General features: G+C 28.5%; 16 protein-coding genes. All 16 read right to left on the bottom strand.

Annotation, left to right across the window (positions count from 1 at the left end; translation table 11 throughout):
• Positions 1-13: 13 nt before the first annotated feature.
• The 16 genes from BN1711_RS01545 to glmM all read right to left on the bottom strand — a co-directional run bounded on the left by BN1711_RS01545 (position 14) and on the right by glmM (position 17,389).
• Positions 14-793 (bottom strand): N-acetyltransferase, encoded by a 780-nt coding sequence (locus BN1711_RS01545; RefSeq protein ID WP_050606448.1) that lies wholly within the window; start codon positions 791-793, stop codon positions 14-16.
• Positions 794-973: 180 nt separating this feature from the next.
• Complete coding sequence (locus BN1711_RS12375) at positions 974-1,159, bottom strand: hypothetical protein (RefSeq protein WP_129582108.1); 186 nt, start codon at positions 1,157-1,159, stop codon at positions 974-976.
• Positions 1,160-1,226: 67 nt separating this feature from the next.
• Positions 1,227-3,053 (bottom strand): glutamine--fructose-6-phosphate transaminase (isomerizing), encoded by a 1,827-nt coding sequence (gene glmS / locus BN1711_RS01540; RefSeq protein WP_050606447.1) that lies wholly within the window; start codon positions 3,051-3,053, stop codon positions 1,227-1,229.
• Positions 3,054-3,472: 419 nt separating this feature from the next.
• The gene (locus BN1711_RS01535) at positions 3,473-4,627 is read right to left on the bottom strand and encodes a mannitol-1-phosphate 5-dehydrogenase (RefSeq protein ID WP_050606446.1); all 1,155 of its coding nucleotides are present in this window, start codon (positions 4,625-4,627) and stop codon (positions 3,473-3,475) included.
• A gap of 49 nt (positions 4,628-4,676) precedes the next feature.
• Positions 4,677-6,566 carry a PTS mannitol transporter subunit IICBA gene (locus tag BN1711_RS01530; RefSeq protein WP_050606445.1) on the bottom strand — a complete coding sequence of 630 codons (1,890 nt, stop codon included), beginning with the start codon at positions 6,564-6,566 and terminating at the stop codon, positions 4,677-4,679.
• Positions 6,567-6,585: 19 nt separating this feature from the next.
• Positions 6,586-8,667, bottom strand: coding sequence for a BglG family transcription antiterminator (locus BN1711_RS01525; protein WP_050606444.1), 2,082 nt, complete (start codon positions 8,665-8,667; stop codon positions 6,586-6,588).
• A 211-nt stretch (positions 8,668-8,878) separates the two neighbouring features.
• A complete protein-coding gene (locus tag BN1711_RS01520) occupies positions 8,879-9,556 on the bottom strand; it encodes a fructose-6-phosphate aldolase (protein WP_050606443.1) in 678 nt (225 codons plus the stop codon).
• A 21-nt stretch (positions 9,557-9,577) separates the two neighbouring features.
• On the bottom strand, positions 9,578-10,225 hold the full coding sequence (locus BN1711_RS01515) for an HAD family hydrolase (protein ID WP_050606442.1): 648 nt from the start codon (positions 10,223-10,225) through the stop codon (positions 9,578-9,580).
• A 26-nt stretch (positions 10,226-10,251) separates the two neighbouring features.
• On the bottom strand, positions 10,252-11,037 hold the full coding sequence (gene srlD, locus BN1711_RS01510) for a sorbitol-6-phosphate dehydrogenase (RefSeq protein WP_050606441.1): 786 nt from the start codon (positions 11,035-11,037) through the stop codon (positions 10,252-10,254).
• A 35-nt stretch (positions 11,038-11,072) separates the two neighbouring features.
• A complete protein-coding gene (locus BN1711_RS01505; protein WP_050606440.1) occupies positions 11,073-11,438 on the bottom strand; it encodes a PTS glucitol/sorbitol transporter subunit IIA in 366 nt (121 codons plus the stop codon).
• 134 nt (positions 11,439-11,572) lie between these two features.
• Positions 11,573-12,592 (bottom strand): PTS glucitol/sorbitol transporter subunit IIB, encoded by a 1,020-nt coding sequence (gene srlE / locus BN1711_RS01500; RefSeq protein ID WP_050606439.1) that lies wholly within the window; start codon positions 12,590-12,592, stop codon positions 11,573-11,575.
• Between the two features lie 13 nt (positions 12,593-12,605).
• Positions 12,606-13,151, bottom strand: coding sequence for a PTS glucitol/sorbitol transporter subunit IIC (gene srlA, locus BN1711_RS01495; RefSeq protein ID WP_050606438.1), 546 nt, complete (start codon positions 13,149-13,151; stop codon positions 12,606-12,608).
• Positions 13,152-13,216: 65 nt separating this feature from the next.
• A complete protein-coding gene (locus tag BN1711_RS01490) occupies positions 13,217-13,621 on the bottom strand; it encodes a transcriptional regulator GutM (RefSeq protein WP_050606437.1) in 405 nt (134 codons plus the stop codon).
• A 14-nt stretch (positions 13,622-13,635) separates the two neighbouring features.
• Positions 13,636-14,685 carry a galactitol-1-phosphate 5-dehydrogenase gene (locus tag BN1711_RS01485; protein ID WP_050606436.1) on the bottom strand — a complete coding sequence of 350 codons (1,050 nt, stop codon included), beginning with the start codon at positions 14,683-14,685 and terminating at the stop codon, positions 13,636-13,638.
• Positions 14,686-14,721: 36 nt separating this feature from the next.
• Positions 14,722-15,690, bottom strand: coding sequence for a sugar-binding transcriptional regulator (locus BN1711_RS01480; protein ID WP_050606435.1), 969 nt, complete (start codon positions 15,688-15,690; stop codon positions 14,722-14,724).
• Positions 15,691-16,036: 346 nt separating this feature from the next.
• On the bottom strand, positions 16,037-17,389 hold the full coding sequence (gene glmM / locus BN1711_RS01475; protein WP_050606434.1) for a phosphoglucosamine mutase: 1,353 nt from the start codon (positions 17,387-17,389) through the stop codon (positions 16,037-16,039).
• Positions 17,390-17,492: the final 103 nt, after the last annotated feature.

The following is a 17,492-nucleotide window of genomic DNA, read 5'->3' as shown; positions in this document are numbered from 1 at the left end:
CCTTTAGTAGATATTATTTTAAAAGTTCATTATTCATAATATATTTTTCTTGAATAATTTTATCAAACTTTTTTTCATTTAAGATATCATTAGTTATAAAATTCCCATTATAAAATAAACTATAGGTTGTAAATGGATTAGGAGCATTTTGGGCTTCTTTTGTTATTTCATATTTTATAACTTTCATAGGAATATTGTTATTCTTAGCTATTTCATAAATTATTGGAACATATTTAGCCGTAAAAGGACATTGATTTGTGTAATATAAAACAAATCCTTTCTCATCTATTATTCCTGTCTTTGTACAATCCTTAAAATAAGGTTTTGGTATATCTTTATAAAAAGGTAAATACATTAATTCATAATAAGGTTCCGCTTTATCTGCCAACAAAAAACCTTTATGTTCTAAATATTTTTTATCTGATAAATAAGGTCTTTTTTTATTTGAAGTTAAAATAACCAATCCTTTTTTTCCTTTATTTTTAGAATCTAAAATACACTCATTTAATAAAATATTAGAAATTCCTTGTCCCTTATATTTACCAGAAACCCATAAACAATTAATAAACATGTAATCCTTACCACTAATAGGGCACCAAGCTTTTTCAATTGGAATATACTCAATAAAAACTTTTCCTCTTATATTTGCCTTTTTAAAAACCAATCCATCTTTAAATCTTTCTCTCATCCAAGATTTCTTTGATGATACCTGACATTCTCCTTTTTTATCTGCAATAGCACAGCATATATGTTCCTTATTTATATTTTCATTGTCTACAGTAATAATATCCAATTTATTTACTTTCCTTTCTAGTTTAATTATATATATATTACTATGATTATACAGTATCTGTAATAATAAAATCTATAAATTCACAAATATATTTAATTAATTTACCCATTTATAAAAATAACTAAAATAAAAAGACTAAGTTTTTCCCTTAGCCTAAAAGTTACTAATATTAAATATAATTTATTTTTTATAAAAAAATTGTGCTATACATGCATATACTAATCCTAATATTATATAATTTTTCATATTAGTTCTTAACTTAAAAAATTTAAAACCTATAAAAAATATTAAAAGACATGCTAAATAATTTAGCACTATAAATTTTAATTCTCTTAAATCTTTTTTCATTTCTACCAACCTTTCCAAAACAAAAAGGAAAATTAGGATGCCCTAATTTTCCCTGATCTCTATGCTTTGTATATAATAATTTATATTATTCAACTGTTACTGATTTAGCTAAGTTTCTTGGCTTATCTACATCGCAACCTCTTTCTACTGCAGCATAATATGCAAGTAATTGATGAGGGATTATTGCAACTACAGCTTGTAATAAATCATCTGTTTTAGGTACATATATAACCTTATCTGATACCTTTTCTACTTCTTTGTTGCCTTCTTGAGTTATTGCAATAATATGTGCTCCTCTTGCTTTAACTTCTCTTATATTTGAAACACTCTTTTCAAATAAATTATTTTGAGTCATTGTAGCTATTATTGGAGTATTTTCTTCAATAAGAGCTATAGTTCCATGCTTTAATTCTCCAGCTGCAAAAGCCTCTGCATGCATGTAAGAAACTTCTTTTATTTTTAAAGCTCCTTCTAGTGAAAGATTATAATCTAATCCTCTTCCTATATAAAAAGCATGTTCGCTATCTTTTAAATCTTTAGCTATTTGTTTTATATCATCATGGTGATCTAATATTTGTTGTACCTTTTCTGGCATAGTCTTTAATTCTTCTATAGTATGATTATAGAATTCTTCTGTAATTGTTCCCTTTTTAAGAGCCATATCTAAAGCAATCATGTAGAAAGCTACAAGTTGAGTTGTATATGCTTTAGTTGATGCAACTGCTACTTCAGGTCCTGCCCAAGTATAGAATACATCGTCTGATTCTCTAGCAATAGAAGAACCTACGACATTCGTAACTGCAAGCACCCTAGCACCCTTTTCCTTTCCTTCTCTTAATGCTGCTAATGTATCTGCTGTTTCTCCTGATTGACTTACTACAATAATTAATGTCTTATCATCTATAAATGGTTCTCTATATCTAAACTCAGATGCTACATCTGTTTCTACTGGAATCTTTGCAAATTTTTCTATTGCATATTTTCCTATAATTCCTGCATTATATGCAGTTCCGCAAGCTATTATATATATTTTATTTATATTATCTAAATCTTCTTTATTTAATTTTATATCATCTAATTTAATCTTTCCATTTTCATCTAATCTTCTAATTAAAGTTTCTTTCATTCCGTTTGGTTGTTCAAATATTTCTTTTAACATGAAATGATCATATCCAGCTTTAGATGCTGCTTCTACATCCCACATTACATGGAAAGGTTCCTTTTTAATTTCTTCTTCTTTTTCATTATAAATTGTAATTTTATCTTTCTTTAAGCTAACTATTTCACCATTATTTAAGAAATATACATCCCTTGTATATTTTAATATAGCTGGTACATCAGATGCTATAAAGTTTTCATCTTCACCTATTCCAACTATTAATGGACTGTCTTTTCTTACAGCTATTAATTCATCTGGATTGTCTTTAGCAACAACACCCAATGCATACGCTCCTCTTAATTTCTTTACTGTTTTAAATACTGCTTGTAATAAATCTCCTTCATAATAATGATCTACTAAATGTACTATTACTTCAGTATCTGTTTCTGATCTGAATTCTACTCCTTTAGAAATTAAGAATTCCTTTATTTCCATATAGTTTTCAATTATTCCATTATGAACTAATGCTATAGTTTCTGACATATTTAAATGTGGATGAGAGTTTACATTAGATGGAGCTCCATGAGTTGCCCATCTTGTATGACCTATTCCTATTTTTCCTTCTATAGGTTTTTTTTCTAAATTGTCACTTAAAACATTTAATCTTCCTTGATATTTTTGATATTCAAGTTTTTCTCCATCATTAACAGCGATTCCAGCAGAGTCATATCCTCTATACTCTAACTTTGTTAATCCATCCACGATTACATCGCTAGCCTTTCTAAATCCTACATATCCTACTATTCCGCACATAAAAAAATCCTCCTTAAATTTAAGTTATTATATTTAAGAAGAAAGTTCTCACTAAAGCTTTTTTGTTCTTAGAATCACTTCTAATATTTATTATAGCTTCTTGGGCTGTGAGATCCCATAGGACATCCGCCGAATTTTCGATAATCCTATTTCCTCGTCAACTAAGCTATATGCTCAGTTCTGGCGCTTTTATATGTTTTAACTTTCTTTCTAGTACATTATATCATGTTTATATCTATTTGTTAACTTAATTGACCTTCTTTTTATAGCTATTCTATTGATTTTTTTGCTTTTTATAATAAAATTGAAAATGTAAACGGAATCATAAACTTTGTTAAAATAGGGAAAGCATATTCTCTATAAATTTTACATTTTCCTTAGAGAATATGCCTTTTATAACTTTTTTATCTACTTTTTAATTACTTTTTTATTTTATTAAACTCTTTAATAATCAATTTTACCTCATTAGAATTTCTATCAAGGCCTGTAATTTTTTCTATTGCTGATTCTATTCCATTTTCTTTTATAGTATTTTGAATTTCTATAGCTTGCTCATCACCATTAAAATCATAGCATAGTGCAGCTGCAATACCCTTAATTAAATTTTCATTTGAAGTTTTAAACTCTATAGTTCCCATAAGTGGTTTTATTAATCTATCATTTTTTCCTAATTTTCTAAGTGGTTGTCTTCCTACTCTAACAACCTCATCTTTTAAATAAGGATTTTTAAATCTTCCAAGTATCTTTTCTATATATTTATAGTGTTTTTCTATATCAAATCCGTATTTCTTAATTAGAACTTCTCCACTTTCTTTCATTGCTGATTTTACTACATCTTCTATAGATTTATCTAATATACTCTCTCTTATAGTTTCATATCCTTTTGAATAACCTATATATGCAGTTATAGCATGACCTGTGTTTAGGGTAAATATCTTCCTTTCTACATAAGCCATTAAATTATCTGTAAGTTCCATTCCTTCAATTTTAGGTATTTCTCCTTTAAATTGAGTTTTGTCTACAATCCACTCTTTAAATTCTTCTACAGTTACATCTGTAATTTCACCTTTTTCCTTGCTGGTAGGTGGAACTATTCTGTCCACTGCGCAATTTACAAAACCTATATATTTTTCTACAAAGTTTATTTCATCCTCATTTAACTTTTCTAAAACTTTTTCTTTCAAATGTTCTGAGGCTCCTACCATATTTTCACAAGCTATTATATTAAGATATTCCTTATTACAAGTATTAATCTTTTCTTTTATAGCTAATGCTATAGTAGGTGCTATTCTATCTAATATATTGGGACCTACTGCCGTAGTAATAATACTTACATTTTGTATTTCATTTATTAAATTATTATCTAGAGATGATATTGCTGAAACATTTTTAACACAAATATTTTCAACTTCTTCTCCTACAATATTTAAAAAGTATTCTTGTTTTTCATTTATCTTATTTATAATATCTTCATTTACATCTGCGAATGTAACATGATATCCTGAAAAAGATAATAAACTTCCTATAAAACCTCTTCCAATATTTCCTGCTCCAAATTGAATAGCTCTTTTCATAATATCACTCCTATTAGTAGCCACCTTTTGTTTTTTATTAAATTTTATCCTAAGGTAACAATATATTATATATTTTTTCTACATCTTTACTACTTGCTAGTTCTTTTACTAAAGCTTCATCTTCTAAAGCAGATGCTATATTAGCTAATATAGTTAAATGATCATTTCCTTTTCCTGCAATACCTATTACCATATAAGCTATATTTCCATCTCCATAGTCTATTCCGTCTGGATATTGTAATACTACTATACCTGATTTTAAAACTTCTTCTTTTGCTTTTGATACTCCATGAGGAATAGCTACACCATTTCCTATATAAGTATTTAAAACAGTTTCTCTTTCATGCATTGCCTCTACATAATTTTCTTTTACATATCCGCTTTTTACCAGTAATTTCCCTGCCGCTTCTATAGCTTCTGCTTTACTTACACTTTCTAATCCTAATTTAATGTTTTTCTTTTCTAATATATTTTTCACTTCTGAATTATCTTTTTTATTAGCTGATTCTGATATATTATTATTTGTATTTTGAGACTTTTTTAGCTCTTCTACTAACTCATCATATACAGGGGTTGCTATAAAATTATCTATAGATATATGCTTTTTGTTTGGAGCCTTTGCTTTTGCTCTATCAGTTAAGTTCTTATGAGTAATAATTATATCTGCATCATCTGGAATATCATTTATAGCATAGTTTATAACTTTTATATTTAATCCTACATCTTGTACCTTTTTTCTAAGTTTACTTGCTCCCATAGCACTTGATCCCATACCTGCATCACATGCTACAACAATCTTTTTAATAATACCGCTAACTGTTACATCTTCTTTTTCTTCTTTTTTATTTTTTAATTCTTTTACTTTTGAAGCTGCTTTTTCAAAATCATCGTTATCTTGTCTTTTTGCTGATGCTTTTACGAAGATAGATGCTACTAGGAAAGATACTATTGTAGCCACAGCTACCCCTGCTAATACTCCAAGGAAACATCCCTTTGGTGTCATTGCAAGTAATGCAAATATACTTCCTGGTGATGGTGTCGCAACAAGACCTACATTGAAAATCATGAATGTAAACATTCCACTTGCTCCTCCAGCCATTACTGCAAGAAGTAATACTGGATTCATTAAAACATATGGGAAATAAATTTCGTGAATTCCTCCAAGGAAGTGTATTATTATAGCTCCTGGTGCAGATTGTTTTACTGAACCTTTACCAAATACTAAGTAAGCTAATAATATACCTAATCCTGGTCCTGGATTTGATTCTACTAAAAAGAATATTGATTTTCCAACTTCTTTAGCTTCTTGTACACCTATTGGTGCTAAAACTCCATGATTTATTGCATTATTTAAGAATAATATCTTTGCTGGTTCTACAAATACTGATATTAAAGGTAATAATCTTGCTTTAACTATAGATTCAACAGCAGTTTTTAATACATGATTTAAACTTAAAACTACTGGTCCAATTCCCAGGTAAGCAATGATTGCTAAAATCATTCCTATGATTCCTGCTGAAAAGTTGTTAACTAACATTTCAAATCCTGGCTTTACTTTACCATCTATACTATCATCAAACTTCTTAATTACTAATCCACCTAAAGGTCCAACAACCATAGCTCCTAAAAACATTGGTATATCAGCACCTACTATAACTCCCATAGTTGATATAGCACCTACTACACCACCACGGATTCCTCCTACCATTTTACCACCAGTATAACCTATTAATAAAGGTAGTAAATAAGTTATCATAGGTCCTACCATTTTACCTAAGTTTTCATTAGGCATCCAACCTGTAGGTATGAAGAAAGCTGTTATCAATCCCCAAGCTATAAATGCTCCTATGTTTGGCATAACCATACCACTTAAAAATCTTCCAAATTCCTGAATTCTTATTCTAACGTCTTTTTTCTCTTTTATAGCATTTTCACTCATCTTTTTCCCTCACTTTATTTTAAACTTCTATGCTATTATAAAAATCCTTTAAAATATTATTTATATAATCACATATTTCCTTCTTACACATATTTTTTAGTAAAGTATCTTTAAAAATTTCTTGGTTTATTTTACTAATACATTCAATATATTCACTGTCAATTTCCTTAGGTGCAAATTCCATTATTACAAGCTCTATAAGACTTTCTTCCATAAAAAATGGTTCTTTTAATTTTATAAATCCTATATTAACATCCCTCACTGCATTACTTCTACAATGTATAAATATTGTATTAGTTTCCTCTAATATAAAATGTCCTAATTCTTCCCTTTTTCTTATATCATTATTTAGTTCCTTATAATTATCATGGTTGTTCATGTGCAATTGAGTTATTTTATCTATTAATTCATCAAGATTTTTAACACAAATATCATCATAATACTTTATATTATTTAAAATATTTATAATTGCATTTCCAAAGTTTATTTTCTTCTTTAAATCCACTTTAAAATCACTTGTTTTAACATACTTTTTACTATTGAAGTTTATATTTTTTACTTTATCCATAGTTTTAAGTATTTTTATTTTATCTTCTTCTAGCAATAGGGGATTTACTGTAATACTTGGTTTATCATTAAAAGAGTACTCTATAGTAGATACAATAAAATCACATATACTAAAATCTACGTTTCCTCTTTCTATATCTATTACTGAAACAGTATCCTCTACTTTCAAATTTGAAAATTCTTTTTCTAATTTTGATGATAGTAACCTAGATGTTCCTATACCACTTGAACATGCAACTATTACTTTATAATTATAAGTTTTTAACCTCTCTAAAGCTGCTCCTATGTGAAGCGCAATATACCCAATTTCTGTATCTAATACCCTAAATCCACATTCTTCTTCAATTATTTTACATGCATCTTTAGTAACATTAAATACATGGGAGTAATTAGTCTTTATCTGCTCTAACAATGGATTTCTTATATCCATGTTCATACTTAGTCTTCTTATAGCTGTTTCTAAATGCATTGATAAATCTATTAGTAATTTATCATCTTTCATAAGGTTTACATTCATAGCAGCTTGAACAAACTTTATAATCTTCCTAGATAACTTTACTATGCTATATTTTTCTATAAAAAAATCGTCTTCTGTTTCGTTTTCTTCTGAAAAATACTTTCTTGATCCTATAAGATGCATAGTAATATACCCTACTTCATCTTCTGGAAATTCAATATTGAATGCTTGCTTTATCTTATACACTATCTCTTGTGCTAATTTAAACTCTTCTTTTTTCTTCAGCTTTTCCAAAAAATCTTTATTGATAGTAATTGCTTCTCCTGCTTTAATTCTTTGAATTACAAGAACTATATGTACAATTAAAGCTATGTACTGATTTTCATTCAATTGATAATTATAGTCAATTTTTGTATCGTAAACTATTCTCTCTATTTTTTCTACAGTTTCTTTATCAACTTCATTTAACAGCTGATTTTTTATATTTGTAGTTATTGTTTCCTCATCTGTAACTTTTCTTTTTATAAGACTCCCTAAATTATCTAATACTTCTTTAGCAAAACCACTTTGGTATATAATTCTCATCATTACTTTTCTTAAAGACGATTCCCTACCTTCAATATAAACTCCTAAGCCTTGTTTTCTTATTAAATTTATATTGTATTCTCTAAGAAGCTTTTCAATATTATTAAGATCTACACTTATTGTTCCTTCAGTTACATTCAATTCGGATTTAAATTTATAAATCTTTATAGGCTCTTTGCTTTTTAATAGCTCTATTAATATATATAGCTGTCTTTCATCTTGGGAATATTTTCTTTTAAAGCTATTACTTTTTAATGATTTTATTAATTTATCCTTTTGCTCTGCAGAACCTTTAATCTGCATACCAAATCCCGGTTTTTTTATCAAATTTAAGTTATATTTTTTTAAATGTTTTTCAACTGAAGGTATTTTTCTTAAGACAGTTCTAGAACTAATATTTAATTTATCAGCAATATACCTAGTTGCTATTGGATTTTCTTGTTCAATTAAGAGAGTTAATATGTCTACTGTTTTACCATCTAACTCGTTCATTTATATCTCTCCTAGGTAATATTTTGTAGTAAAAAGTGCACTTTTGTTTCATATCTAATTAAATGATATAAGAAAAATGGCTTAATTTCAACGATTACTTAATGCTATACTGTCATTATGCATTAATGACATTTTTAAATATAAAAAAGAATTAAGATTTTTTCTTAATTCTTTTTTATATTTAAAATTTTATTTTTTTGTATGCATCCTATTAAATATCACAAGTCTTTACATTCTTTCCGTATTGTTTTTCCCAATCATTTATAAAATTATTTACGCTTGTATCTGTTAATGGATGATATATTAACTGTTTTATAATATTTTCATTTACAGTTACACTATGTGCCCCTACTAAGCAAGCATTATGAACTTGTTCTGTATTTTTAAAACTTGCAGCTAAAACTTTACAATCAATATGGAAATTATCAAATATAGTTACTATTTCAGAAACAACACCTATTCCATTTCCCATTATATTATCTATTCTATTTACGTAAGGTGCTACAAACTCAGCACCTGCTTTTGCTGCCATTAATGCTTGTTGTGCCGTAAATATAGCTGTAGCTGTAATTTTATAACCATCCTTGCTTAACATTTTCATAGCTTTTATTCCTTGCTCATTAACAGGTATCTTTATGTATAGATTCCCACCAATTTTCTCGTTTAAATATTTAGCTTCTTCTACAATATCTTCTGCTTTAGTACCTACAGCTTGTACATGAAGCATTTTTTTCTCCCCTATAGCAGACCTTATATCTTTTAATATAGTTAAAAAATCTTTTTTTTCTTTAGAAATTATAGTAGGATTTGTTGTTACTCCATCTAATGGATATATATCATTAGCGTATTTTATAGATTCCAAATCAGCTGTATCCAAAAGTATTAACATATTAATTCCCCCTCTTTAAAACTATATTATTAAATCTTCTATAATTTTATGTACTGCCCTTAAATCTTTTTCAAAAGATATTATTCCTTTTTCACTTTTATCTTCCCATATACTATTTACTGCAATAACCCTACAACCAGCTGCTAAAGCTGATTTTATACCGTTTACAGAATCTTCTAAAATAATACTTTCACTACTATTAGATCTTAACCTTTTCATAGCCTCATTATATGGCCATGGATCCGGCTTAGATTTTTCCATTTCATCACCTGAAAGAATAAATTTAAAATATTCTATTATTCCTAATTTGTTTAGCATAGCTTCAGCTATTTTTTTATCGCTACCTGTTACCACTGCACAATCAATATTATGAACTTTTATATAATCTAATAATTGAAATATGCCATCTATTGGCTTTGACTCTTCCATAGCAATTTTAGAATATACTTTATTTCTTTCTTCTAATAATTCATATACTTCTCCGGGTAAATTATAGTGATCTTTTGTCATTTTCATAACTTCAAACATACTACGTCCCATACACGTTTTATGAAACCCATAGGTATATTCTTTATTGTAATTTCCTACTAAAGTTTTACTTGCTTTATAAGATAACGGTTCCGTATCTATAATTACACCGTCCATATCAAATATTATTGATTTTAGCATAACTTCTCTCCTAAATATTCATTATTTTATCTCATTTCTTGTCCGCCTGTAATATTTATAGATTGACCAGTCATATATGCTGCTTCATTAGAAGATAAAAATAATACCATATTAGCTACATCCTCATAGGAACATCCTCTTTTTAAAGGTACCTTGTCTACATAAACCTGCCTAACTTCTTCTTTAGGTATATTTAATTTTTTAGCATATTGCTCGTATAAACCATTTACCCACATAGGTGAATCTAATAAATTTCCAGGACAAACTGCATTTACTCTTATACCATCTTCAGCTAAATCTAAGGCTAAACTTTGAGTTAATCCTATAGATCCAAACTTTGAAGCAGAATAAGCACAATTATGTAAGCTGCCTTTCTTGCCAGATTTAGAGTTTATCTCTATTATAACACCTTGTTTCCTATTAATCATTTCTTTTGATACTTCTTTTGCACATAAAAAATATCCTGTTAAATTTACATTTAATATATGATCCCATTTTTCTTTAGAAAACTCTGTTATTTTTGTACTATAAACTACCCCTGCATTACAAACTAAAATATCTATTTTACCAAAAGCTTTGATAGATTCTTTAACCATATTATGAACTTCAGGTTCCTTTGTTATATCTACCCCTATGGCTATAGCTTTAACCTTATGTTCCTTACTTATACTTTTAGCAACTTCTTGTGCTTTATTATAATTTATATCTGCAATTATCACATCTGCACCTTGCTTTGCAAATCTATTTGCTATATACTCTCCTAAACTTTGAGCTCCACCGGTTATTAGTACAACTTCACCTTTAAATTTCATGATTTTCCCCCGTTATCATTAAATTTTAATAAATATTATAATCTAATAACTTGTAACTTAGAACCTTCATTTATTGGTGTTATATCTTTCTTTTCTACATATAAACTTCCAGGTAATTCAGCACTTTCACTTCCATCAAATCTTATACAGATATGTCCTAAATCTTTTAAGTTCTTATAAACTTCATCACCTACAGCTGTAACCTTATATTCTGCATCATCAATTTTAAATATGTCTCCTGATTTTATCTCTTCTGACAATTCATTCCCACCATGAAGAACACAATAATCCGCTAATTCCTCTGGAGCATTGTCTTTAAATAAAATTATCATATTTTCCCCATAAAATTCTTCAACCATTATTCCTAATTTATTTACTACTGTATTATATATAGTTTTCATAAAATCTCCTCCAAATTTTAAATTATATTTTCTCTATATCAAATTAAAATTAATTTATTTTCAAATTTATATTAAATTAAAATGTTATAAAAGAGAATAAAAGAATTCAATCCTTTATTCTCTTTTCAATCTTATTATTTAGAATATAGTCCAAAGCTTGCAATCCATGCTATAAATACTGTTGTTGGACCTGTTAAGAATCTTGAATATAAAACGGCTGGTACACCAACCTCTACTGTTTCTGGTTCAGCTTCGGCAAGGCCTAATCCTACTGGTATAAAGTCACAAGCTGCTTGAGAGTTTATAGCAAATAGTGCAGGTAATGCCAAATGTGGTGGTATGTTACCTTTACCTATTTCAACACCTATTAAAACACCTATAACTTGAGCTATAACTGCACCCGGTCCTAAAAATGGTGATAAGAATGGGAATGAACATATAGCTGACAGTAATAGTAATCCTGGTAAGCTACCTGCTAGTGGTGATAATACTGATGCAAAAGCGTCACCTATACCTGATTTTAATATAATACCAATTAACATACATACAAATGCCATAAATGGTAATATAGTTTTTATAACAGTATCTATAGTTTCACGACCAGCTTGATATAACATTCCTACGAAATTACCAAGAGCCATTCCTATTTTAGTCATTATTCCTCTATCTGATTGTTGAGTTATTTTCTTTGTTGTGTCATATTTTGGTTTTTTAACTTCTTTTGTTTCCTTTACCTCTTTTTCTTCTTTTGCTGCACAAACGTTTTCAGAAACTTCATTTGAATCTGCTAATTCTACATTTTTAGCTTTTACTGAAGATACATATATGTGTGGTTTAATATATTGAGATAATGGACCACTTGGACCTGCTGGCATTAAATTTATTGTTGGTATTCCTTTTTTAGGATATAATCCACATCTTAAAGTACCACCACAATCTATTATTACACAGGCAATTTCTTCATCTGGTACTTTTGTTTTAAATCCGTCTATTAATTCACAACCTGTAAGTTCTTCCATCTTTTTAGCTACTTCTGATATAACTCCACCAGTTATAGTAACTATTTTATTTTTTTGTTCTGTTGGAACTATTGTAAGTGGTCCTCCAAATCCGCCATTTCCTGCATTAACTTTTACTGCTCTATAATTTGCCATTTAATTACACCTCCTAGAATTTAAGTTCAGTAGATAACTTAACCTTTTGTTGCTTTTCTACATAAGAAGTTGTAAAATCTGTTATCCATCCTCTGAAGAAATTTGTAACTATACCTACTAGAAAATATCTAACTGCTAAATCTGTTGTAGATAATCCTAATTGAGTTATTCCATTTGCAATACCTAAAAAAACAAATAATTCCGCTGGATTTATATGAGGAAATAAACCATTCATTGTATGACAAGAATATGATGATGCTGCATAATAACTTGGTTTATATTTCTCTGGTAAAAATTTTCCTAAAGATAACGTCATAGGGTTACAAAAGAAAAATGTTCCTATTACTGGTAATAATAAATATCTTGTAAGTGGATTAGCTGAACTTTTTCTTGCTAATTTCTCTATTCTTTCTTGTCCAACTATTCTTATTAAAGCATTCATAGCAACTAAAAGCATAATCAACGTAGGTATTATTCCTTTTGCCATTCCTACAAAAGTATTTCCACCCTCTTGAAATAAACCAATAAAACCTTTAGCTAGATTAGTTAAAAAATCCATAACTTCCTCTCCCTTTAGTTAAATTTTTTATTAAATTCATTAAAAATTTTATAGTTAAAGTTATATTATTGAAGAGCTACACCCTTATTTATCTCCTCCTGTTCTTTGTAGTAATTATTATAATTTTCAATTCCATTCTTAATGGATAAAATTATTTGTTTATCTATAGTTTCTAATATATCTGGGTTTATACTATGGAGATTCTCACCGTTTAGAATCTCCATAGTTTTAAATCTAGCCAAAATAGTAATGCCCTTCATGACTCTACTTTCTAATATACAACAATCTTCATCTATAGAAATAAGTATCATATATCCTCTTTTGAAACGGCCTTTATTTTTTCCTATTACTACTCTTCCTTTTTTACGCATTTCTTTAAAATTTTTATTAAAATCTTTAAATTGTAAAAAACCTAATCCTATTTGTAAAAGCCAAGCAAGTCCAATAACAATTACTATTTTTATAAACATAAATTCACCCTCTATTAAATTTCAACTAAAACCTTATTGTAGTTAATTTCTTTATTGAACATCTTAAAGAAATACTCTGGTAATTCTTCTAACTTAATTTTGTGAGATATCATTGGTTTAAACACTATTTGTCCTTTTTTCATGAAATCTAGTGTAGCACTCCAAGCAATTCCTGGGAATGGAGCTGAATATGAATTCCATGAACCTTGTAGTGTTATTTCTCCGCGCATTATTCTATCAAGTGTTTTAGCACTAAATTTTAATTCATCGTGAGAAATTCCAAGATAAATTACTCTTCCATGTTTTCTACACATAAGAACTGATTGTTCTTCTGTAAATTTAATTCCTGCAGTTTCTACAACAGCTTGTACTCCACCATTTGTAATTTCTAATACTTTTTCAACTGCATCACATTCTTTACTGTTTACTATAACGTCTGCTCCTAACTCCTTTGCTAATTGAAGTTTGTCCTCTAAAACATCTACAGCAATTACTTTAGATGCCCCAAATATTTTTGCCCATTGTATAGCAAATTGTCCTATTGGTCCACATCCAACTACTGCTACTGTATCTCCAACTTTTATATTTGTCTTACTAACTGCTTGATAGGATATTGATGCTGGTTCTATTCCTGCAGCTGTTTCTAAATCTAGTCCTTCTGGGATTGGTAATATGTTTGCTTTTGGCACTCTTACATATTCTGCAAATCCACCATCATTTCTTGAACCTAAGAATTGATAAGTTTCACATAAAGCAAATTCACCTTTCTTACAGAATTCGCATGTACCACATGGTATTAGTGGTGCTACTGTAACTTTTTGTCCTACCTTTAAATTTTCAACATTTTGTCCTAGTTCAGCAACTTCTCCTGAAAATTCATGTCCTGTTATTGTTGGATAGTGATATGCTCCACTTACCATAGCTCTTGGCATATCTGATCCACAAATACCTACATATTTTACTTTAACTAATACATCATCTTCTCCTATTTTAGGTATATCCACATCTTCATATCTTAAATCCTTAATTGCGTGTAATGCTACTGCTTTCATTTTTCCTTCCATTTTATAAGACTCCCTTCAACCCTTAAAAATTTATATTTATTTATTATTTTTTAATTGCTCATTTAAATCTAAAACTTTTTGTGCTGTTTCGTTATTTGTTATTAAAACATTTACAAAATTTCCTCTTAAAGCCCCTAATATTGACCAAATTTTTTCTTCTGACTCTGCTATACCTATTGAATATTCCATATTCTTTAATTTTTCTATTTCTATACTTATTATTCTATCTTTAATTTTGTCATCTACAGTATTTCCATTTATATCGAAAAATCTTGAACATATATCTCCAATAGCATTAACATCCTTAAGAAGCTTTATATCATCATCTCCAAAGTAACCACTCCAAATTAAGTTGTTACCTTTAAGTGGTGCTCCTATTCCTACTACTACTTTATTAACCCTATTCCACAACTCTAGTATCCCTTTTAAATTACTATCATGCATAATAGCTTCTTTAGTTTCCTTTTTAGCAGTTATTGCGGGAGCATATAAATAATATCCTTTAGCATTAAATTCACTGCTTACTTTAGATAGTATTGTATTAACATGATATCTACTTTCCATATCACTTGGGGGACCACCTACAAGAGGTATTATATTAGCTGACACCTTCTTGCAATCTCTTAATTCATTAGACATAACTCCCACAGAACGTCCCCAAGCAAACCCTACTGTGTCACCATCTTGTATTATCCTTTTTAAAAATTCACTTCCAGCTTGACCTATCTTTTTAAGTCTTATACTTTCAGCTTCATTTTTATCTGTTGGGACTACTATAGCTTCTTTTAATTTAAAGGTTTTCTCTAAAGCATTTTCAAGTTCAAAACATCCATCTGAACTATTTTTAATGCTTATGGTTACGATTTCTTCTTCTCTAGCCTTCTTTAACATTCTGCTTATAGTTGTTCTGTATTGTCCTAACTTTTTAGCAATTTCAGATTGTGTCATATTATCAATATAGTACATTTGTGCAACCTTATATAAAATTTTTTTATCATATTTCATAGTTTATTATCGATCCTTCCATAATTATTCACCCTAATTATAGATTCAAATCACTTGTTATATTATAAACAGCTTTTGCACATTTGTGCATTAAGTGAAATTTTGTTCATTTGATTTAATATAATAATATAATAAGGGTATTAGTTTATCAAACTTAGAATTTGTCTTTTTTTGTAGAAATACTAGTGATTAGCTTTTATTTTTATAATATTTTATGGTTTTACGCTAATTTTTAATATTTTTAATCATTTACATTTTTAATTTTCTTAATATTTTAATTTTTATTTAACTCCCAAACTAAAAAAATAAGGTAGTTTACAAATAACTTGAAACTACCTTTTAAAAATTATTGATTAGCTTTACTCTCTATTAATTTAGCTAAAGAATGTGCTATACTATCAATTTCCTTTTGATCTTCGCCTTCCAACATTACTCTTACTAAAGGTTCTGTACCTGAAGGTCTTATAAGTACCCTTCCACAACCGTCCATTTTTCTTGTAATTTTATCTATTTCATCTTTTATTTTTTCGTCTTTTAAGTATATATCCTTTTTGTCATTAGGAACTTTAGCATTTACCAATACTTGTGGTAACTCCTTCATTATTGAACATAATTCAGATAAAGTCTTTCCACTTTCTTTAACTACAGAAGATAAATGTAGTGCTGTTATTAATCCATCACCTGTTGTATTAAAATCAGTAAATATTATATGACCTGATTGTTCCCCACCTATGTTATAACCATGCTTAAGCATTTCTTCAAGTACATATCTATCTCCAACTTTAGTCTTTATAGTTTTTATACCTTGCTTTTTCATCGCTATATCTAATCCTAAATTACTCATAACTGTTATAACTATAGTATTGTCCTTTAATTCACCTTTTTGCTTTAATTGTTCCCCACATATGGCCAATATAAAATCTCCACTTATTAGAGTTCCCTTTTCATCTATAGCCAGGCATCTATCTGCATCCCCATCAAAAGCTAAACCTATATCACATTTATTTTCTACTACATAGTTCATTAATTGCTTCGGATGAGTTGAACCACAATTTTCATTTATATTAATGCCATCTGGATTATTGTTTATTACATGAACTTCTGCTCCTAACTCCTTAAAGGCTTCTACAGAAGTTATATAAGATGCTCCATTGGCACAATCTAATGCTACTTTAAGTCCTTTTAAATCTCCCTTTATAGTAGATTTAGCAAAATCTATATAATCTCTAATAGCTTCATTTTCATCTTCTACTTTTCTTCCTATGTTTTCACCAGTTAGAACAGGTACTCCTTGAAACTCACTCTCTATCAATGCTTGTATTTTATCTTCTAATTCATCAGATAATTTATATCCTTTTTTATTAAAAAACTTTATTCCATTATACTCTACTGGATTATGAGAAGCTGAGATAACTACCCCTGCATCTGCATTATACTTTCTTGTTAAATATGCTACTGCTGGTGTTGGTATTACACCCACGCATATAGCTTCCGCTCCAACGGATAATATTCCTGAAACTAAAGCAGCTTCTAACATATGTCCTGATATTCTGGTATCCATTCCCACCAATATCTTAGGTCTATGAGCACCTTCAGTTAAAACATATGCTCCTGCTTTTCCTAATTTATATGCTAACTCTGATGTTAATTCCTTATTTGCTACTCCCCTAACTCCATCGGTACCAAACATTCTACTCATATTAAAATCACTCCTATTTTTTAAATACACATAGATATTATATTATAGTTTAATACTGCTAACAATAGTTAAAGTATAGCATATATTAATATGAATATAAAAA

The organism is Clostridium niameyense (assembly GCF_001243045.1).
Taxonomy (GTDB): domain Bacteria; phylum Bacillota; class Clostridia; order Clostridiales; family Clostridiaceae; genus Clostridium_F; species Clostridium_F niameyense.
The sequence above is the reverse complement of the archived record's forward strand: the minus strand, read 5'-3'. Positions and strand labels throughout refer to the sequence as shown.